The following is a 25,611-nucleotide window of genomic DNA, read 5'->3' on the forward strand; positions in this document are numbered from 1 at the left end:
GAGTCGTTCGATGGATGTCGGCTACCCGCCAGGCGGTAGCCGACGGCATGTCGACGTCTCGTTCAGAGCATAGAGCATCCCATCGTGAGCTGCCCGACGCCGCTTGTCGCCTTGTCTCGGGGAGTCCGATCGCCAGTGGCCATCAGACTCCCCGAGCGTCGTGCGGCGAGATCAGTCGCCCGGGCCGCACTCCATGCAGCGTTCGACCACGGCCGGCCCCAGCTGCAGGTTGGCATTGAGATCCCGCAGCGCGGTGCGCAGACCTTCCTCGATCACCGGGTGATAGAAGGGCATTTCCAGCATCTGCTCGATGGTCATGCGCTGCTGATGGGACCAGGCCAGCAGGTGGGCGAGGTGCTCGGCACGGGGACCGAAGATCTCGGCACCCAGCAGCAGGCCAGTGCCTTGCTCGCCATAGACGCGCAGCATGCCCTTGTTCATGCGCATCACGCGGGAGCGGCCCTGGCCGGTGAAGTCGACTTCGCCGACCGCGTAGCAGTCGCAGGCACCGTAGCGCTGTTCGATCTCGGCGGTGGAGAGGCCGATGGTCGCCATCTGCGGATCGCTGAAGACCACCGCGATGGTGCTCTTGCGGTGACCGGCACGCACCTCGGGGAAGCGACCGGCGTTGTCACCGGCGATACGGCCCTCGTCGGAGGCCTCGTGCAGCAGCGGCAGGTCGTTGTTGGCGTCACCGGCGATGAAGACATGGCTCGGCGTGTCGTCGCTCAGACGGGTCTGCAGGGTGTGGCGATTGAAGATCGGCACGCCGCGCTCGTCCAGCTTCAGCCCGAGGGCGTCGATATTTAGGCGATCGACATTCGGGCGACGACCGGTCGCCGCGAGCAGATAGTCGAAACGCTCGGTCAGGCGAGCTTCGCTGCCACGCTCGATGAAGGTGATCTCGACGCCGGCACCGTTCTCGTCCTCGACACGTTCGATCTTCTCGACCTTGGCGTCCGGGTCCAGATAGAACTCCTCGTTGAAGACGCGATCGGCATTGGCGCGCAGCTTCTCGTCACGCAGCGGGCCGATGGCACCGCCGACGCCGAACATGCGGATGCGCACGCCGAGACGCGTGAGCGCCTGGCCCAGCTCCAGCCCGATGACGCCCGGGCCGAAGACGGCGACGGATTCCGGCAGGTCGTCCCACTCGAAGACGTTATCGTTGATGATCAGGCGGTCACCGGCATTCTCGAAGAAGCCCGGGTAGCTGGGGCGTGAGCCGGTGGCGATCACGACACGCTCGAAGGTCACGCGGGTCTCGTTGTCGCCGATGATCAGGCTGTTGGCGGTCTCGAAACGTGCATTGCCGCGCAGCTTGTCCTGCGGCGGGATGCCTTCCACGGACTCGACCACGAAACCGACGAAGCGGTCGCGCTCACGCTTGACGCGGTCCATCACGGCGCGGCCATCCACCTTGACCTCGCCTTCGATATTGATGCCGAACGGTGCGGTATCACGGGCGTGATGCGCGGCTTCCGCCGCACTGATCAAGAGCTTGGAGGGCATGCAGCCGACACGGGCACAGGTGGTGCCGTAGGGGCCGCCCTCGATCATGACCACGGAATCGGTGTGGGCCTTGGCGGCGCGATAGGCGCCGAGTCCTGCACTGCCTGCGCCGATGATGGCGACTTCAACCTGGCGTTCGTTCACGTCGTACTCCTCAAGGTGCGCCAGCGGCGCACCTGACTGAATGGGGTCTCAGGCGCGGGGTGACCCGCGCATGATGAAACGAGATGGCGATGGGGTTACGTCAGCGTGAAGCGCTCAGGCGCTGGTCAGGCTGCCGAAGTAGCGGGCGACTTCATCGCTGCCGCCGACGTGCTCACCGTCGATCCAGACCTGAGGCACGGTGGCCTGGCCGGTCATGGCGCGCAGGGTGCGAGAGGTCACGCCACGGGTGCCGACTTCGATGACTTCGTAGCTGATGCGGGCTTCATCAAGCATCTGCTTGGCACGTGCGCAGTACGGGCAGCCCGGCTTGCTGAACAGGGTGGCGAAGCTGGGACGGCCTGCTTCCGGGTCCAGATAATCCAGCATGGTGTCGGCGTCGGAGACTTCAAAGGGGTCGCCCGGTTTCTGCGGCTCGATGAACTGCTTCTCGACCACGCCGTTGCGCACCAGCATGGAGTAGCGCCAGCTGCGCTTGCCGAAGCCGATATCGCTCTTGTCGACCAGCATGCCCATGCCCTGTGCGAAGTCACCGTTGCCATCGGCGATCAGGCTCAGGTTCTCGGCTTCCTGATGCTCGCCCCAGGATTCCATGACGAAGGCGTCGTTGACCGACAGGCAGACGATCTCGTCGATCCCGACCGCATAGAAACGATCGGCCAGTTCGTTGTAACGCGGCAGGTGGGTGGAGGAACAGGTCGGGGTGAAGGCACCCGGCAGGGCGAAGACCACCACGTTGCGGCCCGAGAAGATCTCCTCGCTGGTGCGCTCGACCAGACGGCCGTCGCGGCGAATCTTGAAGCTGACGTTGGGGACTTGCTGGCCTTCGTGTGACTCGAGTTGCATGAAATTGGCTCCGATCTCGACAAGAGAATACTGAATGGGTTGGCAGGCGATGAAGACTTCGAAAAGGAAAGCAGGACCTCGAAGAATCAGTGCCTTGCGAAACTGGAGCCAGTCTATGCAGATGCCGGGGGCGGGTGAATTTGATTGCATCAAGCGATACGATAGCTTTTCTTGATGACGTGAGCCTGGACGACTGAACGTTTGCGGAGTTTTTTGTTCGAAAGCGGTGTGCAGGCTTGATATTGCTCGGTGTCAGCCGCAGGTAGTGGGTAAGTCACAGCATCGTCAGGTTTCGCGCCTGACAAGCGAGGCAGCAGATGAACGCAAGAGAGTACATGGCAAAGCACGGCCTGGATGGCGACAAGGACAAGGAGGAGGACAAGCCTCAGAGTCTGGAAGAACACGCCTGGGCACGTGCACGTGAGTCGGGCAGTCACCGCCCCCGCAGTGGCACGCCACATGACTGGGAGGACTGGGAGCGTTATCACGAGCAACTGGCAGCGGAGTCCGAGTCGCTTGCACAGAAGGTCAATCGTGACTCCCGGGTCAAGTCGCAGGACTCGACAGATGAGGATGAACCGCCACGGAAGCCATGAGTGCGTCATTCGTGTGTCACGCTGCAGGTAGACGTTGGACGAGAGGATCAGGTCACCCAATTCCACCCGCAAGGAGCAAACTATGGATATCATTCGCATCATTCTGGCCATCATCCTTCCGCCGCTGGGCGTACTGATGCAGGTGGGGGTCGCCAACAAGCATTTCTGGATCAACATCATCCTGACCTGTTTCGGCTTCCTGCCGGGGATCATCCACGCCGTGTGGGTCATCACCAAGTTCTGACCCGGTCTGGGCGACCCGATCCGGGCGGTCCGGGCCCCGTGTGGCGGGTTCGCATCCCGTGAGGCATTGCGAACTTGACCGGCTGATTCGACCGGCTGACATGATCGGTGCCGCCACCTGGCCTGGAAAGTTGAAAGATCTGAGGCCCCGTCTGACATTCGTGCAGGCGGGGCTTTCTAGTGGGCGCTCGCCGGGCAAGGCCCTTGCCCCGTGAGTCCCGCGAGAGAGGTTCGCGGCGGGAAGCAACGTGCTCATAGTCCAATGTTCAGACTTTCGCATAGCCTGCTTTCAACGCTATTCAGCGGGAGTGCCGCTTGTCGCCTTTGGTCTGCCACCGTAGGGTCAAATGGCAGTGAGAGCAGTGATCACGGGGCGGGTGAAGCCCGGTCGATCGCGGGCTTCGCGATAACAACAACATGATGGATACCACGCATGGTCATGACTGCAGAGCCCGACGCGCCGCAGGAGACCAGCTCCTGCTTCGCGATCTTCAATGATGTGCAAAAGAGCTATGACGGCGAAACGCTGGTGGTCAAGGGCTTCAATCTTGAAGTCCGGCGCGGCGAGTTCGTCACCCTGCTGGGGCCGTCCGGTTCCGGCAAGACCACCTGCCTGATGATGATGGCGGGTTTCGAAACGCCGACTCATGGCGACATCCTTCTCGACGGTACCCCCATCAACGACTTGCCACCGCACAAGCGCGGCATCGGCATGGTCTTCCAGAATTACGCCCTGTTTCCGCACATGAGCGTGGCCGAGAACCTGGCATTTCCGCTGGAAGTGCGCGGCATGAGCAAGGAAGAGATTTCCACCAAGGTGGCCAATGCACTGGACATGGTGCGGCTCGGCGAATTCGGGGATCGCCGCCCTGGACAACTCTCCGGCGGACAGCAACAGCGGGTCGCCCTGGCGCGCGCGCTGGTCTTCGAGCCGGAACTGGTGCTGATGGATGAGCCGCTGGGGGCGCTTGACAAGAATCTGCGTGAAGAGATGCAGTTCGAGATCAAGCGCATCCACCAGCGTCTCGGCGTCACCATGCTCTACGTGACCCATGATCAGACGGAAGCGCTGACCATGTCGGACCGCATCGCGGTCTTCAATGATGGCATCGTCCAGCAGCTGGCGACCCCCGAGGCGCTATATGAAGCGCCGGAGAATGCCTTCGTCGCCTATTTCATCGGCGAGAACAACCGCCTCAACGGGCAGGTCACACAGCTGGAAGCACAAGACGCGCATTGCACCGTGACCCTCGACAGTGGCGAGCAGGTGCGGGCACTCAAGGTCGCCGTCAATGAGATTGGCGAGCGTACCCAGCTGTCGCTCCGCCCGGAGCGGGTGCGCCTGCTGTCCAGCGAAGAGGCAGGTGTTTCATCCCCCCCCGACAATGTCTTTACCGCCGAGGTGCTTGAGGTGATCTATCTTGGAGATCATCTGCGCACGCGAGTGGCGGTATGTGGCAGTGACGAATTCATCATCAAGACACCCAATGCCGAAGGCTATCCACCCTTGCGGCCCGGACAGACATTGCAGGTCGGGTGGGATGCCTGCGATTGCCGAGCACTGGATGCCTGACGACAGCATAGGAGACGAACGCAGGCCTTACCCGAGAGAGCAACAGCACGATTCGCGACAAGAGTGCAGTACAACAACAAGAATTCAGGGAGATTCACCCATGTCAGTGATCAATCGATTCATCTCTTCACGTCGCATCGCCCAGGTGTCGCGTTCCTGCACAGGGGCAAGCATGCCACTGCGTGCCGCTCTGGTCGTGGCGGTCGCCACGGCAAGCCTTGGCGCCACCGCGGCTCAGGCCGAGACACTCAATATCGTGTCGTGGGGCGGGGCGTACAGTGAAAGCCAGCTCAAGGCCTATCACGAGCCATGGGAAGAGAAGAGCGGCGATACCGTCGTCAATATCGACAAGTCGTCCAATGCGCTCTCGGGGCTGCGTGCCCAGGTACAGGCAGGCAACGTCACCTGGGATCTGGTCGACATGTTGCCCAGCGACGCGCTGATCGCCTGCTCCGAAGGGCTGATCGAGCCGCTGGACCCGGACACCCTGTTCGCGGCAGCGCCGGATGGAACACCGGCCAGTGAGGATTTCATCGAAGGCTCGCTCAGTGAGTGCTTCGTGCCGCAGATCGTCTATTCCAACATCGTGGCCTTCAATACCGAGATGTTCCCCGAGGACAAGCAGCCGGATTCCATCGATGATGTCTTCAATCTCGAGGAGTTCCCCGGCAAGCGTGCGTTGCAGAAGAAGCCGATCAACAACATGGAATGGGCACTGGTCGCTGATGGTGTGGCACCGGAAGAGGTCTACGACATGCTGGAGACCGATGAAGGCATCGAGCGTGCCTTCGCCAAGCTCGATACCATCAAGGACAGCGTCATCTGGTGGGAGGAGGGTGCCCAGCCGCCGCAGCTGCTGGCGGACAAGGAAGTGGCCTTCGCCTCTGCCTACAACGGCCGTATCTTCAATGCCGAGGTCAACGAGAAGCAGCCCTTCGCCATCGTCTGGGATGCTCAGGTGTTCGAGCTGGACGGCTGGGTCGTCCCGACCGGCAAGCTCGACAAGGTCAAGGATTACCTGATGTTTGCCACCGACACCCAGCGTCTGGCGGATCAGGCCAAGTACATCTCCTACGGCCCGGCACGTACCTCGTCTGCGGCGCTGGTCTCGACCCACGCCGATACGGGCATCGACATGAAGCCGCACATGCCGACCTACGGCCCCAACTTCGAGACCGCCATTCCCAAGGATGACGAGTTCTGGGCCGACAACCTCGATGAGCTGAGCCAGCGCTTCAACGCCTGGCTGGCACGCTGATTCCGCACTGTCCCGATGGCCCCGGTGGCGCACGACCGCGCGCCGGGGCCTTTTTGATCATGCCTGATCGCCCGGCAGTTCGTGCTCGTCCCCGCCTTCACGTGCGGGAATCGGCTGACGGCTCAGGCATCCTCGGATAGCCGATCAAGGAGTGCAGGATGAGCGATTCCTCCGCCCCGGCCACGTCCGGAAGCGCAGAACATGACCCTAATGGAGCACCCGGCGCGGCACTGACCACCGCCGACGGCGTGCCCCTGAAACAGAGTCTCAATCGTGCCATCCGCCGCAGCCGTCTCAAGGCGTTGCTGCTGGTGGCACCGCTGTTGATCTTCATCGGGCTGGCCTTCGTCATGCCCATCTTCGACATGCTGTCGCGCAGTGTCGACAACCCGGAAGTCTCCACCTATCTGCCGCGCACCAGTGAGGCGCTGGTTGACTGGGACGGCGAGGGATTGCCGGATGAGGCTACCTACGCCGCGCTGGCAGATGACCTTGCCGCGGGCCTCAAGGCGCGCAATCTCGGGCGTGTCGCTTCACGTCTCAACTATGAAATGTCGGGCATGCGCTCACTGTTCATGAAGAGTGCACGCAAGGCCGCTCGCATGGAGGCCCCTTACAAGGCGGCATTGATCGAGGCCGATGAGGACTGGCAGGACCCGGACATCTGGCGCTTGATCAAGCGCGAGTCCACGCCTTACACGGCTTCCTACTATCTGGCGGCGGTGGATCGTCAGTTCTCTCCCACTGGCGAGATCGTCGAGAAGCCGGAATATCTGCAGATCCATGTCTCGCTGTTCATCCGCACCTTCTGGATGAGCGCCGCGATCACCGGGCTATGTCTGTTGCTGGCCTATCCGGTGGCCTGGCTGCTGGCGACCCTGCCTGCCGGGCGCGGCAATCTGCTGATGATTCTGGTGTTGCTGCCGTTCTGGACTTCGCTTCTGGTACGCACCACGACATGGATCGCGATCCTGCAGCAGCAGGGGGTGCTCAACGACATGCTGGTGGGCGTCGGGATACTCGCCGAGGAGGCGCGCATCCAGATGATCTACAACAAGACCGGCACCATCATCGCGATGACCCACATCCTGCTGCCCTTCATGATCCTGCCGCTGTACTCGGTCATGAAGACCATTCCGCCCAGCTACATGCACGCGGCGCGCTCGCTGGGTGCCGGGCCGATCACCGCCTTCCGACGCGTCTACTTCCCGCAGACCCTGCCGGGTATCGGAGCAGGCTCGATTCTGGTCTTCATCCTCTCCATCGGCTACTACATCACGCCGGCACTGGTGGGCGGGCAGTCGGGCCGCTTCATCACCAACTTCATCGCCTATCACATGCAGACCTCGCTCAACTGGGGACTGGCAGCGGCCATTGGCTCGATCCTGCTGGTCGTGGTGATCCTCTTCTATCTCGTCTACAACCGCCTGATCGGTGTCGACAAGGTCAAACTGGGGTGACAGATGGCCATACCTTCCTATGCAACACGTGGTGAGCGGATCTGGCATTGGGTGTTCTGCGCACTCTGTGCGCTGATCTTCCTGTTCCTGATCGGGCCGATCCTGGTGATCATTCCGCTCTCGTTCAATGCCGAACCCTACTTTACCTTCTCCGAGAAGATGCTGTCGCTGGACCCGGAGGGTTACTCGCTGCGCTGGTATCAGGAGTTCTTCACGTCGGATGAGTGGATGCGCTCGATCAAGAACAGCATCTTCGTCGCGGTATGTGCGACGGTGCTGGCCACGGTACTGGGCACGCTTGCCGCGCTTGGGCTTTCGAGTCGCTTCATGCCGTTTCGCAACACCATCATGGCGATCCTGATCTCGCCGATGATCGTGCCATTGATCATCAGTGCCGCGGCGATGTTCTTCTTCTTCTCGAAGCTGGGGCTGACGCAGACCTATCTGGGCGTGATTCTGGCGCACACCGCGCTAGGCATTCCCTTCGTGGTGATCACGGTGACGGCGACGCTCTCCGGATTCGATCACTCTCTGACGCGGGCGGCGCACTCGCTGGGGGCCAGTCCGAGTCGCACCTTCTTCCGCATCATCCTGCCGCTGGTGACGCCGGGCGTGGTGTCCGGTGCGCTGTTCGCCTTCATCACCTCGTTCGATGAAGTCGTGGTGGTGCTGTTCATCGCCGGGCCGGCGCAGACCACCATCCCGATCCAGATGTGGTCCGGTATCCGCGAGGAGATCAGTCCGACGATTCTGGCGGTGGCCACGCTCCTGGTGCTGGTCTCGATCCTGCTGCTGACGACACTGGAGCTGATTCGCCGTCGCAATGAGCGCCTGCGCGGCCTGACGCCGAGCTGACTCCCTGTCCTTGAGTGCTGAGTGTTAGGTGCTTGGTAGCGGTAAGAAATGTGAGTCGTGTGAAACGCCCGTGCCCCCGCAGAGTCTGTCTGCGGGGGCACGGGCGTTTCAGGGCCGGGGCTTGAGGAGAAGCCTGCTGCGTCAGGCCGCGCCGAGTCGCTTGTAGAGCGTGGTGCGACTGATGCCCAGCTCCCGAGCGAGACGCGAGACGTTGCCGCCCAGCGCGTCCAGCGCGCTCTGCAGCTCCTCGGCACTGGAGAGGTCATGCAGCGGGGGCAGGGGAGGCTTCTCGGGCGGCAGCATGGCGCAATGTTGTGCATGCGATGCGCTGCTGAATTCGCCCGACAGCATCACGTGGCACGCTTCAAGAGACGGCCCATCGCACAGCGCCAGTGCCAGACGCAACACATTGTCCAGCTCACGCACGTTGCCTGGCCAATCATGCTGCATGAGACGGTTCAGGAAATCAGGGGTGATGCGTGGCAGCTCGCGTTGCTGCTCCCGGCACAGCCGTGTCAGCAGGGCATGGCTCAATCCAGCCATGTCCTGGCGATCGCGCAGTGGCGGCAGGGCGATGCTGGCGCCACACAGTCGGTAGTAGAGGTCCGCCCGGAAGTGACCTGCCTTGACCAGCTCGCTGAGAGGCTGATGGGTGGCGGCCACCAGTTCGAAGTCGACTCGCTGCGGCTTGCCGCCGCCCAGCGGGGTGACTTCACGCTCCTGCAGCACGCGCAGCAGACGCGCCTGGACATGCAGTGGCATATCGCCGATCTCATCCAGAAACAGGCGTCCGCCATTGGCCTCGATCAGTCGGCCCTCGCGCCCCGCAGGGTCGGCACCGGTGAAGGCGCCGCGCCGATACCCGAACAGCTCAGCCTCGACCAGCTCATCGGGCAATGCCGCGCAATTGATGGCGACCAGTGGCTGATGGGCGCGATGACTGGCCTGATGCAGCGCCTTGACCACCTCTTCCTTGCCGACACCTGTCTCGCCCTGCAGCAGCAGTGGCAGGCGAGCGTTCACCAGCCGTGCCAGCAGCTCGCAGACTCGGGCCCAGCCGGCATCGCCATGATGCAGGCGCGCAAGGCTCGGATGGCAGGCAGCGGCCTGAGTGGCCAGCGGGCCAGTTCGCTCATCGGTGGGGTGAGTGGCTGGAGCGCGTGCCTGAATGCGTGGCCTGGGCAGGACACCGCACAAGGCGTAGCCCGTGAAATGCGGGTGTTGCGTGAGCGTCAGGCACTCCGCGTCGTCAAGCTGGGCCAGCGGTGCCCAGTCCAGCTGCCAGCGAGCCAGGGGCTGGCCCAGCAACAGATGGAGGTCATCGCGCGTGGCGCAGCTGTCGTTGTCCGCCGGGTGTTCCGCGCAATCTGGCGATGGCGGGAGCTCAAGGTGCGCTGCCAGAAGTTGCAGCCCTCTGCGACTGGCGGCCGCGACCTGGCCCTGCGGCGTGACGGCCAGCAGGGCGGCGCTGGGCGAGTCCAGCTGAGAACGGTTGAGATGCAGGCGCAACAGATGATGATCATGCCCGAGCGCCTCATCGAGACGGCGTTGCTCGATGTCATCCGCCAGTACGCCGAGCATGCCGAGACTGTACTGGCGGACGCGATAGGGGTCGCAGATCAGTCCCAGGCAGCCCTCGCAGGCACCGGGTGTCAGCCCGCGGCGGCTGCTCCAGCTGGCGGGCGCCAGCAGGGCGGCACTGGCACTGGCCAGCCCCTTGAGGCATTCGGCGTCATGCGCGTCGAGCGCGATGCGTGCGAGGCGATTGGCGCGCGGCGCATTCAGCGTCTCGGCAATGGCGTTATGCCCCAGCGATTCCTCGCGCCAGCGCGCGCCGGGGCGCAGCAGGGTGGCGTCATTGCCCAGCAGCTGTTGATGGCCGTAGCTTGCCAGCACCACGCCGTCGCGGTCGGTCAGTACCAGACACGCCTGCCAGTGATCGAGCAGGTTAAGGGTATGACCGGCCACCGCTGACGCCACCGTCGCCATCAGGCTGGCGGCCTGACGCTGACGCCAGACGAGCTCTTCCGGCGGACACACCAGTGAGGAATGCTGAAGTGCCACGGGAGCAGCGGCGGGATGGGGCGTGGAGTGAGCTGGGGTGGCGGCGGTGTGGTTATCGACGTGGTTATCGACGTGGCTGGCGGAATGATGGCGTGCTGTCATGAGACATCCCTTGTGCGGCGGGCCTTTCAGGCCTCTGTTGTTATTGATGCTGTTATCGGTGCTGTTATCGGTGCTGTCATCGATGCTGTTTTCGGTCTGGGGGAGTGTTCACGGCAATGTTCACTTGTGCGTGGCGAGTGTTCAGTTCCGAGGACTCCAGTGTTCAGACACTGTTCATCAGAGTAGCGGCAGACGGGGTGGTTGACGGGCTAGACCATGGTCTGCCCCTGCCTTGGTCGCATCTGGCAAGTGGCTGAATGATCAGCGAAAGAGGGCGATCTGGCGGTATCCGAGGGCGTGTGGAGGGCGTCTGTGACGACGGGATTGCGCGCGGCTGGCACAGGGTTCGCTAGATGAGAGCCACCAGGTGGGTATGAACACTCGGCAGCGGTTGGCCGTGTCCCTGCCCCGATGACTTTCACCAGACGAGACAGCGCCATGTCCTTGAGCCTTGAGGCGGTCACCCGCCGGGTTGGCCGCGAGACCCATATCGACAGGGTGGACCTGACCTTCGAGCCCGGCTCCTTCAATGTGCTGCTGGGACGCACCTTGTCCGGCAAGACCTCACTGATGCGCCTGATGGCAGGCCTCGATGTGCCCAGTGATGGGCGAATCGTGATGAACGGCGAGGACGTGACCGGCCGCCCGGTGCGCGAGCGCAACATCTCGATGGTCTATCAGCAGTTCATCAACTACCCGAGTCTGAGCGTCTACGACAACATCGCCTCGCCGCTGAAGCTGGCGCGCATGGCGCCGGAGGAAATCCGTCGCCGCGTGCACGAGATCGCCGAGATGCTGCATATCGAGCAGTTTCTCGCGCGTCAGCCGGCGGAGCTCTCCGGCGGTCAGCAGCAGCGTACGGCCATGGCGCGGGCGCTGGTCAAGGATGCTGACCTGGTGCTGTTCGATGAGCCGCTGGTCAATCTTGATTACAAGCTGCGCGAAGAGTTGCGCCACGAGATGCGCAGCCTGTTCGCGACCCGCAACACCATCGCCGTCTACGCCACCACCGAACCCGGTGAGGCGCTGGCGCTCGGTGGCACCACCACCCTGATGCATGAAGGGCGGGTGTTGCAGTCCGGGCCTACCGAGGCCGTCTACCATCATCCGGTGAGTGTCGAGGCGGCGAAGCTCTACTCTGAGCCGCAGATCAATCTGTTCGAGGCCGAGGTGCGTGGGCGTGAACTGGCGTTCTCCGGTGCCGCCAGTGCCGGCGAGCAGGGCAGCCGGTTCGTGCTGCCCACACCACTGGTGGGGCTCGAGAGCGGGGCCTATCGCTTCGGTATCCGTCCCAGTCATCTGGGGTTGGCGCCGCTGGCCGACGATGATCTCGAGTTCGCCGTCACGGTGGATATCGCCGAGATCTCCGGCTCCGAGACCTTCCTGCATGTCAGCAATGACGATCACTCCCTGGTGCTGCACCTGTCCGGTATCCACGACTTCGCCGTGGATGATGCCATCCGGGTCTATGCCCCCGCGCACAAGTTGTTCGTCTTCGCGGATGACAAGGGCCGCGCTGGCGGTGAAGTGGCAGGCCCGGGCGGCGACGGGGCACTGATCCGCTCGCCCGAGCGACCCACCACGACTGGCGGAGGGCTGGCCTGATGGCGGAAATACACCTCAATGAACTGGCGCACAGCTACCTGGCGACGCCTGCGGCTGACAGTGACTACGCCATCCGGCGCATGAACCATGTCTGGCAGCAGGGCGGTGCCTATGCGCTGCTCGGCCCGTCGGGCTGTGGCAAGAGCACGCTGCTCAACATCATCTCCGGGCTGCTGGCCCCCTCCGAGGGCGAGGTGCGCTTCGATGATCGCGTGGTCAATCGGCTGCCGCCGGAAGAGCGCAACATCGCTCAGGTGTTCCAGTTCCCGGTGGTCTACGACACCATGACGGTCTTCGACAATCTGGCCTTCCCACTGCGCAATCAGCGCCAGCCGGAGCACAAGGTGCAGTCTCGGGTACGTGAGATCGCCCAGGTGCTGGAGCTGGAAGACCTGCTGACGCGGCGTGCCAGCAACCTGACGGCCGACGAGAAGCAGAAGGTCTCGATGGGCCGCGGGCTGGTGCGTGATGACGTGGCCGCCATCCTGTTCGATGAACCGCTGACCGTCATCGACCCCCACCTCAAGTGGAAGCTGCGGCGCAAGCTCAAGCAGATCCATGAGCAGTTCAACATCACCATGGTCTACGTCACCCATGACCAGCTGGAGGCCTCGACCTTCGCCGACAAGATCGCGGTGATGTATGAAGGCCGCATCGTGCAGTTCGGTACCCCGCGCGAGCTGTTCGAGGACCCCGCTCACACCTTCGTGGGCTACTTCATCGGCTCGCCGGGCATGAATCTGGCCAGCATCACGCTGGAATCAGAGGGCGTGCGGCTCGGGGCGGGGGAGGACGCGCCCTTGCTGCACCTTCCACGGGCGCTGCTGGCGACGCTTGAGGAGCGCAAGGGCGAGCTGAAGCTGGGCATTCGCCCCGAATTCGTCGAGCTCGAGGCCAGCGACAGCTCACCCGCTGCGGCGGTTTCCGACATCCGCGAGCATTGGCTCAGTGGTCAGGTCACGCTGGTGCAGGATCTTGGCACCTACAAGGTAGTGGATCTCGACATCGGCGGTGGCTGCATCTTCAAGGCACGTATCGAGGAAGATGCGCCTATCCCTGTCGGGCGTGTGCGGCTGCGGCTACCGGCCCGCTGGCAGCGCTTCTATCTCGATGAGCATCTGCTGGACCTGTCACAGGCCGGCGCGCCCGACAGCGGCGAAGCGGACAGCTTTGCCAGAGGGGAAAGTGGAGAGCAGCCGGGAGGAAACGCCTGATGCAACGCACACACAACAATCGCGCCTGGTGGCTGGTGCTGCCGGTGGTCATCGTGGTGGCGTTCTCGGCCATCATCCCGATGATGACGGTGGTCAACTACTCGGTGCAGGACATCTTCGATCCCTCCACGCGCTTCTTCGTGGGGACCGAATGGTATCGCGAGATCCTGCGCGACGAGCGCCTGCACGACTCGCTGGTTCGCCAGTTCGTCTATTCCTTCGCGGTTCTCGCCATCGAGATTCCGCTGGGGATCGCCGTGGCGCTCTCGATGCCGCGCAAGGGCTTCATGGTCTCGCTGTGCATGATCCTGCTGGCCCTGCCGCTGCTGATTCCCTGGAACGTGGTCGGCACCATCTGGCAGATCATCGGGCGTGAGGACATCGGGCTCTATGGCTGGGCGCTGGGACAACTGGGCATCGATTACAACTACGCCTCCAACCCGGCCGATGCCTGGGTGACGGTGCTGGTGATGGATGTCTGGCACTGGACGTCGCTGGTGGCACTGCTGTGCTACTCGGGGCTACGCGCCATTCCCGATGTCTACTATCAGGCTGCGCGCATCGACCGTGCCTCACCCTGGGCCGTGTTCCGCTACATCCAGCTGCCCAAGCTCAAGAGCGTGCTGCTGATCGGCATCATGCTGCGCTTCATGGACAGCTTCATGATCTACACCGAGCCCTTCGTCCTCACCGGTGGCGGGCCGGGTACCACCACGACCTTCCTGTCCCAGACCTTGACCCAGATGGCGATCGGCCAGTTCGATCTCGGACGCGCCGCTGCCTTCTCGCTGATCTACTTCCTCATCATCCTGCTGGTCTCGTGGCTGTTCTATACCGCCATGACCCACCAGGACAGTGACGACGCCTGAGGAGACGAGTGATGAAAACACGCAAGCGTCTGGTGATGACGATCTACCTGCTGTTTCTGCTGGTGCCGATCTACTGGCTGTTGATCATGTCGTTCAAGTCGAATCAGGAGATTCTCGGCGGCCTGACCCTGTGGCCCGAGAACTTCACCTTCGACAACTACCGGGTGATCTTCACCGACCCCAGCTGGTACATGGGCTATGTGAACTCGATGAGCTATGTGGTGCTCAACATGGCCATCTCGCTGACGGTGGCACTGCCGGCGGCCTATGCCTTCTCGCGCTATCGCTTCCTGGGTGACAAGCATCTGTTCTTCTGGCTCTTGACCAATCGCATGGCACCGCCGGCGGTCTTCCTGCTGCCGTTCTTCCAGCTCTACTCCTCGGTGGGACTGTTCGATACTCCGCTGGCGGTGGCACTCGCGCACTGTCTGTTCAACGTGCCGCTGGCAGTGTGGATTCTGGAAGGCTTCATGTCCGGCGTGCCCAAGGAGATCGATGAGACGGCCTATATCGATGGCTACAGTTTTCCGCGCTTCTTCCTGACGCTGTTCATTCCGATGATTCGCCCGGGCATCGGGGTGACCGCCTTCTTCTGCTTCATGTTCTCGTGGGTGGAGCTGTTGCTGGCACGAACCCTGACCTCGACGGAGGCGAAGCCGATCGCGGCGGTGATGACGCGAACGGTCTCGGCCTCGGGCATCGACTGGGGCGTGCTGGCCGCCGCCGGCGCCCTGACGCTGATTCCCGGCATCCTGGTGATCTACTTCGTGCGCAATCACGTCGCCAAGGGCTTCGCCCTGGGTCGGGTGTGAGCGGCGGCCAGACGAGCGCCGCTGTCATTGCCGCCAGCGAGTCGCTGCTGACGGCCTACAAGAGGACATGATGATGGAATGGATGGCCTGGACACTGCCCACGTCACTCTTCTTTGCCGGTATCGGCACCCTGCTGCTGGGCATGACCGCCTGGCAGTTCGTGACCCCGACGCTGAGTCGTCAGGGCTTTCTGCCCATCGCGACCACGCGTGGCGACAGACTGTTCATCGGCCTGCTCTCCAGCGGCTGGCTGCATCTGCTGTGGCTGGGCTTCACTGATCAGGTGCTGTGGATGATCAGCATCGTCTGTGTCGTCTGGATGCTGGTGTTGATGAAGTGGGGATGAAGTGGGGATGAGGTGAGGGTGAAGTGAGGGGGGATGAGAAGAAACGAGAAGTGAAGAAACGAGAGGTGAAGTGAGATGTGGGAATGGGGTGTGAGCGTTGACGACGGGCAGCGTCGCCTTGTGGCAACAGGGAACCCGAGGTGCTGACAGGAGTCCCAAGCGGTTCTGACTGGCCAAGCCAGTGTCATCTGTCATCGCTCTGGAACCCTGCTGCATGTCGTCTACCGAATCCTCGCGTCATTCGTCCACCACTGCCTCTGTTTCTTCCGGCAGGAAAAGCCGTCGTGTCATTCGTGCCGGGCTGACAGGGTTGAGCCTTGTCTGTGTCGTCGCCATCGGCTGGTGGGTCACGACTCCCTTGTCGGTAGAGGATCAGCAGGGCGGGGCTGGCGGGAAGCATCCTGCAGCGGGGCAAGCGCAGGACGAGACTCAATCCCCCCTGTGGCAGGCGTATCAGCGGGTGTGGCAGGCCAATCAGGCGCTGCCGGCAGACAAGCGTGAGCCACTGCCTTTGCCGGACTTCTCGCAAGCTGGCTATCACCAGGGAGGAGAACTCCCGGCGGCGTTGGCGACGGGAGCCAATGCACAAGAGGCGCGGAAGCGGGAATCAGAGTCTCGCAGCGTCAGGCGCTTCGATGTCACGGATTATGGCGCTGATGGCACGGACGACGTGAGTGACCGAGATGCGGTACTGCGCGCCCATGCCGCGATGCGTCGTTGGCAGCAGCAGGGGGAGCATGATGCGGACAGCCCTCAGCGGCACGGGGTGCTCTATTTCCCTGCCGGTGACTATGTATTGTTCGGCCCCGCGGAGCGCGACTGGTTCTATGCACGGATGATCGCGCTCAAGGCGGCAGTCCCGGATGAGGCGCGCCAGCAGACGCTGCGCGAGGCATTGCTCAAGATGCAGGGGCTGAGCCTGGCCGGCAGTCATTGGACACTGGCGGGAGACGGAAGCGACAGGACCCGTCTCAAGCAGACCCGACCGATGCTGCCGTTGCACGCCAGCTGGTACTGGAGCACGCCCTGGTTGCTGCATCTTGGCAATCTGGAGGAAGGCAGGACGCTGGCCGAGGGCGGGAGTCAGGAAGCCTGGCAGCCGATCGCCGCGACGGCTCGCGTGCAGCCTGCCGATACGCAGGACACGGTGACACTGGCGGGCGTGGCACAGGCGTCATCGCTCAAGGCGGGGGATGAGGTATTGCTGGAGAGCATCGACAAGCGCCCGCAAGCGGTAGCGCGTGCTCTGGCACCCTATCAGATGGAAAAGGAGGCCAGAACCGGCAAGTCGCGCTGGCTGATCGAGCGGGATGGGGTGGTCAAGCGCGCTCGCTACCGTGTGCTGGCACGAGAAGGCAATCGGCTGACGCTGTCGTTGCCCGTGGTGCACGAGCGCTTCCCCGGTGAGCAGTGGCGTATCGCGCGCATCCATCCGGCGCATGAGGTCGGGGTCGAAGGCATCACGCTCAAGGGCAACTGGCGAGGGCGCTTCAAGCATCATCGCAGCGCCGAGGACGACAGCGGCTTCGGCCTGCTGGATCTCGATGGCATCACCGATGGCTGGGTGCGTGATGTCCGGCTCGACAGTTTCAATCAGGGAGTGAAGGTGCGCCACAGCTCCCAGGTGACGCTCGAGGACGTGAGGATGACCGGCAAGCCGGGGCATATCGCGATGACGATCAGTGACAGCAATCAGGTGCTGGCAAGGCAGGTGGTCGACCAAAGTCATGCCTGGCATGCGCCCGGCGTGGCCCGCTACGCGACCCATAACGTCTACCTTGAACTGGAGCATGGCGGTGACAGTGGGATCGAACTGCATGGTCAGCAGCCGCGGGACAATCTCTTCGACCGCAAGCGAGGCGGCCATGTACGTGACCGCTGGGGCGCCAGTGTCGGCCATCAGCCCAATCATCTGCGCGGGCTGGTGCTGTGGAATCCGGTCAATACCGGCAAGCCGCACGATGCCTGGCCCTTCATGCGCGCCGACTCACACTTCGGCAAGGTGATCATGCCGACGGTAGTGGGCGCCACCGGCCGCGCGCTGGGCATTGCCAGTCGCCATGATTACGAGCGGGTGATGAACGCCAAGGGCGTGACGGACTACCCGCAGCTTGAGGCGCTGGACAAGCTGCAGGCGCGAGTGGAATCCCCCGGCGAGGCCGTTGAGCCAGCTTCGCTCTATCGTGCTCAACGTGCGCTGCTTCGCGAGACGCACCCGTGACCCGGAAAGCTTGAATCCGTCGGGTATCTGGCAGACGGACTGACAGTCAGATGCCCGGCCAGCCGAGCAGCAACGCAGCAAAGGCAAGACAGCGTACCCGGAACGACAGGAGGACAAGCAGTACCGGCAGGAGACACGCGCGGCATATCGCGCCGCGCGACACGTGATTGACGGAAGTGGTTGTTGGACGACGCGACACAACAATAACGCCAATGAAGGGACATCCCATGAGTCAGCACATCATTCGACCCGCACGCCTGCGTTACGCCATCGCCTTCGCCACGGCGGCGGGGCTCGCAGGTCTTTCCAGTCAGGCCATGGCCGATCAGTATCAGGATGCGGCAAGGAAGTGGATCGACCAGGAATTCTCACCCTCCACGCTGAGCAAGGACGAGCAGATGTCCGAGCTCGAGTGGTTCATCAAGGCCGCCGAGCCGCTGCGCGGCATGGAAATCAAGGTGGCCTCGGAAACCCTGACCACCCATGAATACGAGTCCAAGGTGCTGGCCAAGGCCTTCAGCGAGATCACCGGCATCAAGCTGACCCACGACTTGATCCAGGAAGGCGACGTCATCGAGAAACTGCAGACCCAGATGCAGTCCGGGCGCAACATCTACGATGGCTACGTCAATGACTCCGACCTGATCGGCACGCACTTCCGCTATGGCAAGGTCGTGCCGATCAGCGACATGATGGAAGGCGACGGCAAGGCCTTCACCTCGCCGACCCTGGATCTGGATGACTTCATCGGGCTGGATTTCACCACCGGCCCGGATGACAAGCTCTATCAGCTGCCGGACCAGCAGTTTGCCAACCTGTACTGGTTCCGCGCCGACTGGTTCGAGCGTGAAGACTTGAAGAAGCAGTTCAAGGACAAGTACGGCTACGAGCTGGGCGTACCGGTCAACTGGTCAGCCTATGAAGACATCGCCGATTTCTTCACCAATGACGTCAAGGAAATCGACGGCAAGCGGGTCTATGGCCACATGGATTACGGCAAGAAGGACCCGTCACTCGGCTGGCGCTTCACCGATGCCTGGTTCTCCATGGCGGGTGCCGGCGACAAGGGCCTGCCCAACGGCCTGCCGGTAGATGAGTGGGGCATTCGTGTCGAGGAATGTCAGCCGGTGGGTTCCTCGGTGACGCGTGGCGGCGCGGCCAATGGCCCGGCGGCCGTCTATGCCACCACCAAGTACGTCGACTGGCTGGGCAAGTACGCACCGCCGGAAGCTCAGGGCATGACCTTCTCCGAGTCCGGCCCGGTACCGTCCCAGGGCAACATCGCCCAGCAGATCTTCTGGTACACCGCCTTCACGGCTGACATGACAAGAGATGGTCTGCCGGTGGTCAACGACGACGGCACGCCCAAGTGGCGCATGGCGCCGTCACCGCATGGCCCGTACTGGGAAGAGGGCATGAAGCTTGGCTATCAGGACGTGGGTGCCTGGACCTTCTTCGACTCCACGCCGGAGAAGAATCGTCACGCCGCCTGGCTATATGCGCAGTTCGTGACCGCCAAGACCGTCTCGCTCAAGAAGACCCTGGAAGGCCTGACGCCGATCCGCGAGTCGGATATCCAGTCCCAGGCGATGACCGATGCCGCGCCGAAGCTGGGCGGTCTGGTCGAGTTCTATCGCAGCCCGGCACGGGTGCAGTGGTCGCCGACCGGCACCAACGTGCCGGATTATCCGAAACTGGCCCAGCTGTGGTGGCAGTACATCTCCCAGGCCGCCAGTGGTGAAGCCACGCCGCAGGAAGCGCTTGATGGCCTGGCCAAGGCGCAGGACCGCATTCTCGAGCGTCTCGAGCGCGCCAAGGTGATGGACAACTGTGGGCCGAAGCTCAACGAGGAACGTGATGCGGAGTACTGGTTCGCCCAGCCGGGTGCGCCGAAGGCCAAGCTGGACAACGAGAAGCCCAAGGGCGAGACCATCGCCTATGACGAGCTGCTCAAGAGCTGGAAGGAGTGATCTCGGCTGGCGCGTCATTGCGCCACTGAGCAAGCGCTTGACGGACAGCTGCAACGACAACGCCCCTGCCGGTTACCCGGCAGGGGCGTTTTTTTGCCAGAGCGATCAGCGACAGCGTTTCAACACTGCCTCATTGCTGGCTCTCAATCGAGACTCTCAATCACGGTAGAGGTCGATGCTCGGGCAGGAGCAGATCAACTGGCGATCGCCATGCACGTTGTCGACCCGGTTGACGGCCGGCCACTGCTTGGCCGCCTTGACGTGTTCACTCGGGAAGGCACCGATCTCGCGGGAATACCCACGATTCCATTCGGCGTCCATCAGGTCGGCCTGGGTGTGCGGCGCGTGCACCAGCGGGTTGTCTTGCAGGGTCCACTCGCCTTGCTCGACACGGGCGATCTCGGCGCGAATCGCGATCATCGCCTCACAGAAACGGTCGATCTCGTAGAGCGACTCGGACTCGGTGGGCTCGACCATCAGCGTGCCCGCCACCGGGAACGACATGGTCGGGGCGTGGAAGCCGTAGTCGATCAGGCGCTTGGCGATGTCTTCCTCGCTGATGCCGGAAGCGGCCTTCAGCGGGCGGATATCGATGATGCACTCATGCGCCACGGTGCCGTTCTTGCCGCGATAGAGCACCGGATAGTGCCCATCGAGACGCGTGGCGATGTAGTTGGCGTTGAGGATCGCAAGCTCGGTGGCCTCACGCAGCCCCTGCGCGCCCATCATCTTGATGTAGGCCCAGGAGATCGGCAGGATCGCCGCGGAACCGAAGGCGGCGGCCGAGACGGCGGTGCATTCCGGCTTCACGCCTTCCAGCGGCGTGACCACGTGGTTGGAGACGAAGGGTGCCAGGTGTGACTTGACGCCGATCGGGCCCATGCCCGGTCCGCCGCCACCGTGGGGAATGCAGAAGGTCTTGTGCAGGTTGAGGTGCGAGACATCGCCGCCGAAGTCTCCCGGACGGCAGATGCCGACCTGTGCGTTCATGTTGGCGCCATCGATGTAGACCTGACCGCCGTGATCGTGAACGACCTGACAGGCCTCGCGCACGGTTTCCTCGAACACCCCATGGGTGGACGGGTAGGTGATCATGATCGCGGACAGCTTGTCGCTGTGCTGCTCAGCCTTGGCACGCAGGTCAGCAATATCGATGTTGCCGCTGGCATCACACTCGACCACCACCACCTTCATGGCGGCCATCGCGGCGGAGGCCGGATTGGTGCCGTGGGCGGAGCTGGGAATCAGGCAGATGTCGCGCGCGCCCTCGCCGATGGACGCCTGGTAGCGGCGGATCGCGACCAGTCCCGCATATTCCCCCTGAGCGCCGGAGTTCGGCTGCATGGAGATGGCGTCGTAGCCGGTGATCTCGACCAGGAAGGCCGACAGCTCGTCGATCATCTGCTTGTAGCCGACCACCTGATCCGAGGGCGCAAACGGGTGGACGTTGGCGAATTCGGGCCAGGTGACCGGAATCATCTCGGTGGTGGCGTTGAGTTTCATGGTGCAGCTGCCCAGCGGAATCATCGCGTGGGTCAGCGACAGGTCCTTGTTCTCCAGGCGCTTCAGGTAGCGCAGCATCTCGGTTTCCGAGTGGTAGCGGCTGAAGGTCGGGTGGGTCAGGAAGTCGCTGTCACGCTGACAGGCCGCCGGGATCGCGCTTGCGCCCTTGGCCAGCAGGTCCTGGTCCAGCGCGGCGACGGACAGGCCGTGCTCCTCGCCGAGCAGCACGTCGAACAGCACGCCGACGTCAGCGGCAGTGGTGGTCTCGTCGAGATTGATGGTGATGCGGCCATCGCCGTGGTGGCGCAGGTTGATCTCGTGGGTCAGCTCGCGACCATGGATCTTGCCTGCATCAACGCCGGTGACGGTGATGGCATCGAACCAGCTGTCGTGGGCCAGTGTCATGCCGCAGCGCGTGACGCCTTCGGCCAGAATGCTGGTCAGACGATTGACACGGGTGGCGATGCGCTTGAGGCCTTCGGCACCGTGATAGACAGCGTAGAAGCCGGCGATGTTGGCCAGCAGTGCCTGGGCGGTGCAGATGTTGGAGGTCGCCTTCTCGCGGCGGATGTGCTGCTCGCGGGTCTGCATCGCCATGCGCAGCGCCGGATTGCCGCGCGAGTCCTTGGAGACCCCGATGATGCGGCCCGGAATCGAGCGCTTGAGCTTGTCGGTGGTGGCGAAGAAGGCGGCGTGCGGGCCGCCGAAGCCCATCGGCACGCCGAAGCGCTGGGAGGTGCCGACGACGATGTCGGCGCCGAGGCTGCCCGGCGACTTGAGCAGCACCAGGCTCAGCAGGTCGGCGGCCACCACGGTCATCGCGCCATTGGCGCGTGCCGCGTCCAGCAGCGGTGCGAGATCGCGTACCTGACCGGTATTGCCCGGATACTGGAACAGGGCGCCGAAGATGTCGTGCTCACCGACCTTCTCGGCAGCATCGATGATCAGCTCGAAGCCGAAGTAATCGGCACGCGTGCGCATGACGTCCAGCGTCTGGGGCAGGACATCGTCGGCGATGAAGAAGCGATTGCTCTTGTTCTTCTTGTTGCCACGCTGACACAGCGCCATGGCTTCGGCCGCGGCGGTGGCCTCATCCAGCAGGCTGGCATTGGCCAGTTCCATGCCGGTCAGGTCCATCACCGCCTGCTGGAAGTTGAGCAGCCCTTCGAGACGGCCCTGGGCGATTTCCGGCTGGTACGGCGTATACGCGGTATACCAGCCCGGATTCTCCAGCACGTTGCGCTGGATGACCGCCGGCAGGTGGGTGTTGTGATATCCCTGGCCGATATAGGTCTTGAATACCTTGTTCTGACGCGCCAGGCGCTTGAGATAGTCCAGTGCCTCGGATTCCGTGCGCGGCCCTTCGAGGTCCAGCTCGCGTCCCAGACGAATGGCCGCCGGCACGGTGCGGTCAATCAGCGTCTCGATGCTGTCTTCACCCAGTGTCGCCAGCATGCGCGTGACATTGGCGGCAGTCGGGCCATTGTGACGGGAAATGAAATCATCGTGCCCGGCCAGCTGGGCCAGGGTAAGCGTCTCGTGAGCCATGCAAGGAATCCTGTGCTGCAACGGGAACTGCAAGTGACAGTCCGCGGGAGGAACATCGCCTTGCCGGCGCAGGAGGGCGGGCAGGGCGTCGGGAATCGTGAAGCCTCGGCTGGGGCGCCGAGCCAGCGTACTACCGGGTGAGACGGGCAAGCGGCCTCCAGCCATGTGACAGCGCTGTCTCGGACAGCGGCTGGAGGCCAACCGTGATCAGGCTTCGCTTTCCACCAGCTGGGTGTAGGCGTCCGCGTCGAGCAGCTTTTCCAGCTCGGCGCTGTCAGCGACCTTCATCTTCAGAATCCAGGCATCGTCATAGGGGCTTTCGTTGACGGATTCCGGCGCGTCTTCGAGGCTCTCGTTGACGGCGATGACTTCGCCGGCCAGCGGCGCGTACAGGTCAGAGGCCGCCTTGACGGACTCGATGACACCGAACTCTTCTTCCAGCGCCAGTTCGCGACCGATTTCCGGCAATTCGACGAAGACGACGTCGCCCAGCGCTTCCTGAGCGTGGTCGGTGATGCCGATGGTCACGGTACCGTCACCGTTGTCCTGAACCCACTCGTGACTCTCGGTGTACTTAAGCGTGGCAGGAATGTTGCTCATGAGTGTTTTCCTATGTGAAAAGATTTTCTGATTCAGGGAATCGTTGCGCCATTATGCACGAAGGTCTCGACACGTGGCAGTAGCTGAGCGCGGCGTGCCTCTACGACTTTTGGCGAGTGGCAAGCGAGTTGCCCTCTTAATCGTGGTCCGTCGTGCTCCGGGCGTCCAGTGTCTCGCCTTGCCACGCCCGGTCTATCTGCGCCATGGCGCGAAGGTATCGGCGCACAAGGCCCATGAGTGCAGGGTCCAGACCGTTTTTTCTCCGCTGGAAGTCAGTTCTCCAGGTCCTCATTCTCTGACGGGAGGTGGGTTTCCAGCGAGAATCTGATGCCACTTTCCTGCGCTTGCGAGCCCTGTTGAGTCGAGGTAGAGTGTCGCCTGTTTCGTATTGGAAACTTGTTTCCCATGTTGTGTCCAGATTCACGTGCTGTCAATGGTGTCGCAGGCAGCGACACCCATATTCGCTGAGGGAAGCTCCTTCACGCTCTGATCATCAGGCGTGTCCTGATGGCAGGTATCCCCGAGGAGAGCCCGCCGGAGCGTGCCTGTCGTCACGGGACTGCCCGCGAGAGGTGTGGGGGAAGACCCGGGAGAGGCTCAGGTTGCCGGCACAAGGGAAAGAGATATCCACTGAGTGACGCCCATCAACGGGCTGAATCCCTCAGGCGATTGACACATTTTCATGATTTTTGCGTGACGTTTTGCTCACATTCCAGCGTAAAGCCCTGTTGGGGTAGTGAAGACTGGAAGCTTCCGCTAATGTGAGCTGTCCGTTTGGCGTGCTGGCCGGTTGACCGGCTGGCCAGACGGGATTTCCGATGTGTCTCTCCTCGCATCGAGTCATAACAACAATTCAGCGGAGGAAATCTGCGTGGAAATGATCAGTTCTCTCTTTACCGCCATCAATGGCGTGGTGTGGGGCCCGGTGATGTTGATCCTGCTGCTCGGGGTCGGCTTCTATCTTCAGGCGGGCCTCAAGGGCATGCCGATCCGCAAGTTGGGTACCGGCTTCAAGCTGCTGTGGAGCGGGCGCGCGCCCGGCAAGGATGGCGATGGCGAGATGTCGCCGTTCAATGCCCTCATGACATCACTCTCCGCTACCATCGGTACCGGCAACATCGCGGGTGTGGCGACGGCGATCGCGCTGGGTGGACCGGGAGCGATCTTCTGGATGTGGATCACGGCGCTGGTCGGCATGGCGACCAAGTACGCCGAGGCCGTCTGTGCGGTGCGTTATCGCGAAGTGGATGACAACGGCAACCACGTCGGTGGTCCGATGTACTACATCCGCAACGGACTGGGGGCCAAGTGGGGTTGGCTGGGGGGCGCCTTTGCCTTCTTCGGCTGCTTCGCGGCCTTTGGCATCGGCAATACCGTGCAGTCCAACTCCGTGGCGGATGCCCTGGAAACCTCGTTTGCCATTCCGCACTGGGCCTCCGGTGTCGTGATGATGGTGCTGGCAGGTGCGGTCATTCTGGGTGGCATCAAGCGCATCTCCAGCGTGGCGGGCAAGCTGGTGCCGTTCATGGCGATTGCCTACTTCCTGTCGGGCATCGTCATTCTGGTGATCAATGCTGACCAGATCGGTCACGCCTTCGGCCTCATCTTCACTTACGCCTTCAATCCAGTCGCGGCGACTGGCGGCTTTGCCGGTGCGGCGGTGATGGCGGCCATCCGTTTCGGTGTGGCGCGCGGTATCTTCTCCAATGAAGCCGGCCTGGGCAGTGCGCCCATCGCCCACGCTGCCGCGCAGACCAAGAACCCGGTACGTCAGGGGCTGGTCGCCATGCTGGGCACCTTCATCGATACCATCGTCATCTGCACCATCACCGCGTTGGCCATCATCACCTCCGGCCTGTGGTCTTCTGGTGAGACGGGGGCGGCGCTGACCTCCATGTCCTTTGATCAGGCCCTGCCGGGTGTCGGCAACCATCTGGTCGCGATCGCGCTGGCCGTGTTTGCCTTCACCACCATCCTTGGCTGGTCCTTCTATGGCGAGAAGTGCTTCCAGTACCTGTTCGGTACGCGCGCCATCATGCTGTATCGCATCGTGTTCGTGATCGCGATTCCGGTGGGCGCGATGGCCAAGCTGGATCTCATCTGGCTGATGGCGGATACCTTCAATGCCTTGATGGCGATTCCGAACCTGATTGGTCTGGCGCTGCTGTCGCCGGTGGTCTTCAAGCTGACCCGCGACTACTTTGACGGCAAGGAAGTGCTGGCGGGCGAAGACCGCTGATCGCATCAGGAGC

19 protein-coding genes are annotated in these 25,611 nt (G+C 62.8%); 14 read left to right on the forward strand and 5 right to left on the reverse strand.

The annotated features are described in order from the left end of the window. Positions 1-171: 171 nt before the first annotated feature. Entirely contained in the window at positions 172-1,656 is a 1,485-nt protein-coding gene (locus tag PJK54_RS01065; protein WP_077372695.1) for a dihydrolipoyl dehydrogenase, read from the reverse strand. Positions 1,657-1,770: 114 nt separating this feature from the next. Next, positions 1,771-2,520: a glutathione peroxidase gene (locus PJK54_RS01070; protein WP_077372697.1), complete on the reverse strand. Its 750-nt coding sequence runs from the start codon at positions 2,518-2,520 to the stop codon at positions 1,771-1,773. Positions 2,521-2,855: 335 nt separating this feature from the next. On the opposite strand from PJK54_RS01070, the gene PJK54_RS01075 reads away from it, so the two are divergent. The 6 genes from PJK54_RS01075 (at position 2,856) to PJK54_RS01100 (ending at position 8,505) form a co-directional block, all read left to right on the forward strand. Next, positions 2,856-3,116 carry a hypothetical protein gene (locus PJK54_RS01075; protein WP_240499559.1) on the forward strand — a complete coding sequence of 87 codons (261 nt, stop codon included), beginning with the start codon at positions 2,856-2,858 and terminating at the stop codon, positions 3,114-3,116. Positions 3,117-3,198: 82 nt separating this feature from the next. Beyond that, entirely contained in the window at positions 3,199-3,360 is a 162-nt protein-coding gene (locus tag PJK54_RS01080) for a YqaE/Pmp3 family membrane protein (protein WP_043334518.1), read from the forward strand. Between the two features lie 432 nt (positions 3,361-3,792). Continuing rightward, the gene (locus PJK54_RS01085; RefSeq protein WP_373996111.1) at positions 3,793-4,932 is read left to right on the forward strand and encodes an ABC transporter ATP-binding protein; all 1,140 of its coding nucleotides are present in this window, start codon (positions 3,793-3,795) and stop codon (positions 4,930-4,932) included. 100 nt (positions 4,933-5,032) lie between these two features. Next, on the forward strand, positions 5,033-6,190 hold the full coding sequence (locus PJK54_RS01090) for an extracellular solute-binding protein (RefSeq protein WP_271301997.1): 1,158 nt from the start codon (positions 5,033-5,035) through the stop codon (positions 6,188-6,190). Between the two features lie 158 nt (positions 6,191-6,348). After that, positions 6,349-7,650: an ABC transporter permease gene (locus tag PJK54_RS01095; protein WP_077372703.1), complete on the forward strand. Its 1,302-nt coding sequence runs from the start codon at positions 6,349-6,351 to the stop codon at positions 7,648-7,650. 3 nt (positions 7,651-7,653) lie between these two features. Further along, complete coding sequence (locus PJK54_RS01100) at positions 7,654-8,505, forward strand: ABC transporter permease (RefSeq protein WP_077372706.1); 852 nt, start codon at positions 7,654-7,656, stop codon at positions 8,503-8,505. A gap of 141 nt (positions 8,506-8,646) precedes the next feature. Here PJK54_RS01100 and PJK54_RS01105 read toward each other — a convergent pair whose 3' ends face one another. Then, complete coding sequence (locus tag PJK54_RS01105) at positions 8,647-10,671, reverse strand: sigma-54-dependent Fis family transcriptional regulator (RefSeq protein ID WP_271301998.1); 2,025 nt, start codon at positions 10,669-10,671, stop codon at positions 8,647-8,649. 438 nt (positions 10,672-11,109) lie between these two features. Here PJK54_RS01105 and PJK54_RS01110 point away from each other — a divergent pair, with 438 nt between their 5' ends. The 7 genes from PJK54_RS01110 (at position 11,110) to PJK54_RS01140 (ending at position 19,708) form a co-directional block, all read left to right on the forward strand. Further along, positions 11,110-12,276: an ABC transporter ATP-binding protein gene (locus tag PJK54_RS01110; protein ID WP_084209007.1), complete on the forward strand. Its 1,167-nt coding sequence runs from the start codon at positions 11,110-11,112 to the stop codon at positions 12,274-12,276. Next, positions 12,276-13,490: an ABC transporter ATP-binding protein gene (locus tag PJK54_RS01115; protein WP_271301999.1), complete on the forward strand. Its 1,215-nt coding sequence runs from the start codon at positions 12,276-12,278 to the stop codon at positions 13,488-13,490. The genes PJK54_RS01110 and PJK54_RS01115 overlap by 1 nt, the downstream gene beginning before the upstream one ends. After that, on the forward strand, positions 13,490-14,359 hold the full coding sequence (locus PJK54_RS01120) for a carbohydrate ABC transporter permease (protein WP_077372715.1): 870 nt from the start codon (positions 13,490-13,492) through the stop codon (positions 14,357-14,359). The genes PJK54_RS01115 and PJK54_RS01120 overlap by 1 nt, the downstream gene beginning before the upstream one ends. Positions 14,360-14,370: 11 nt before the next feature. Further along, positions 14,371-15,171 carry a carbohydrate ABC transporter permease gene (locus tag PJK54_RS01125; RefSeq protein WP_077372718.1) on the forward strand — a complete coding sequence of 267 codons (801 nt, stop codon included), beginning with the start codon at positions 14,371-14,373 and terminating at the stop codon, positions 15,169-15,171. 73 nt (positions 15,172-15,244) lie between these two features. After that, a complete protein-coding gene (locus tag PJK54_RS01130; protein WP_043334560.1) occupies positions 15,245-15,517 on the forward strand; it encodes a DUF2160 domain-containing protein in 273 nt (90 codons plus the stop codon). A 214-nt stretch (positions 15,518-15,731) separates the two neighbouring features. After that, positions 15,732-17,738: a DUF4955 domain-containing protein gene (locus PJK54_RS01135; protein WP_271302000.1), complete on the forward strand. Its 2,007-nt coding sequence runs from the start codon at positions 15,732-15,734 to the stop codon at positions 17,736-17,738. 317 nt (positions 17,739-18,055) lie between these two features. Beyond that, positions 18,056-19,708, forward strand: coding sequence for an ABC transporter substrate-binding protein (locus PJK54_RS01140; RefSeq protein ID WP_240499748.1), 1,653 nt, complete (start codon positions 18,056-18,058; stop codon positions 19,706-19,708). A gap of 156 nt (positions 19,709-19,864) precedes the next feature. Here the strand turns inward: PJK54_RS01140 and gcvP are convergent, their stop codons facing one another. After that, positions 19,865-22,759 (reverse strand): aminomethyl-transferring glycine dehydrogenase, encoded by a 2,895-nt coding sequence (gene gcvP, locus PJK54_RS01145; protein WP_271302001.1) that lies wholly within the window; start codon positions 22,757-22,759, stop codon positions 19,865-19,867. A gap of 207 nt (positions 22,760-22,966) precedes the next feature. Then, the gene (gcvH, locus tag PJK54_RS01150; RefSeq protein WP_077372729.1) at positions 22,967-23,359 is read right to left on the reverse strand and encodes a glycine cleavage system protein GcvH; all 393 of its coding nucleotides are present in this window, start codon (positions 23,357-23,359) and stop codon (positions 22,967-22,969) included. An 877-nt stretch (positions 23,360-24,236) separates the two neighbouring features. On the opposite strand from gcvH, the gene PJK54_RS01155 reads away from it, so the two are divergent. Beyond that, positions 24,237-25,598: an alanine/glycine:cation symporter family protein gene (locus tag PJK54_RS01155; RefSeq protein WP_373996116.1), complete on the forward strand. Its 1,362-nt coding sequence runs from the start codon at positions 24,237-24,239 to the stop codon at positions 25,596-25,598. Positions 25,599-25,611: the final 13 nt, after the last annotated feature.

The sequence above is a fragment of the Cobetia sp. MMG027 genome (assembly GCF_027947415.1).
GTDB classification, from domain to species: domain Bacteria; phylum Pseudomonadota; class Gammaproteobacteria; order Pseudomonadales; family Halomonadaceae; genus Cobetia; species Cobetia marina.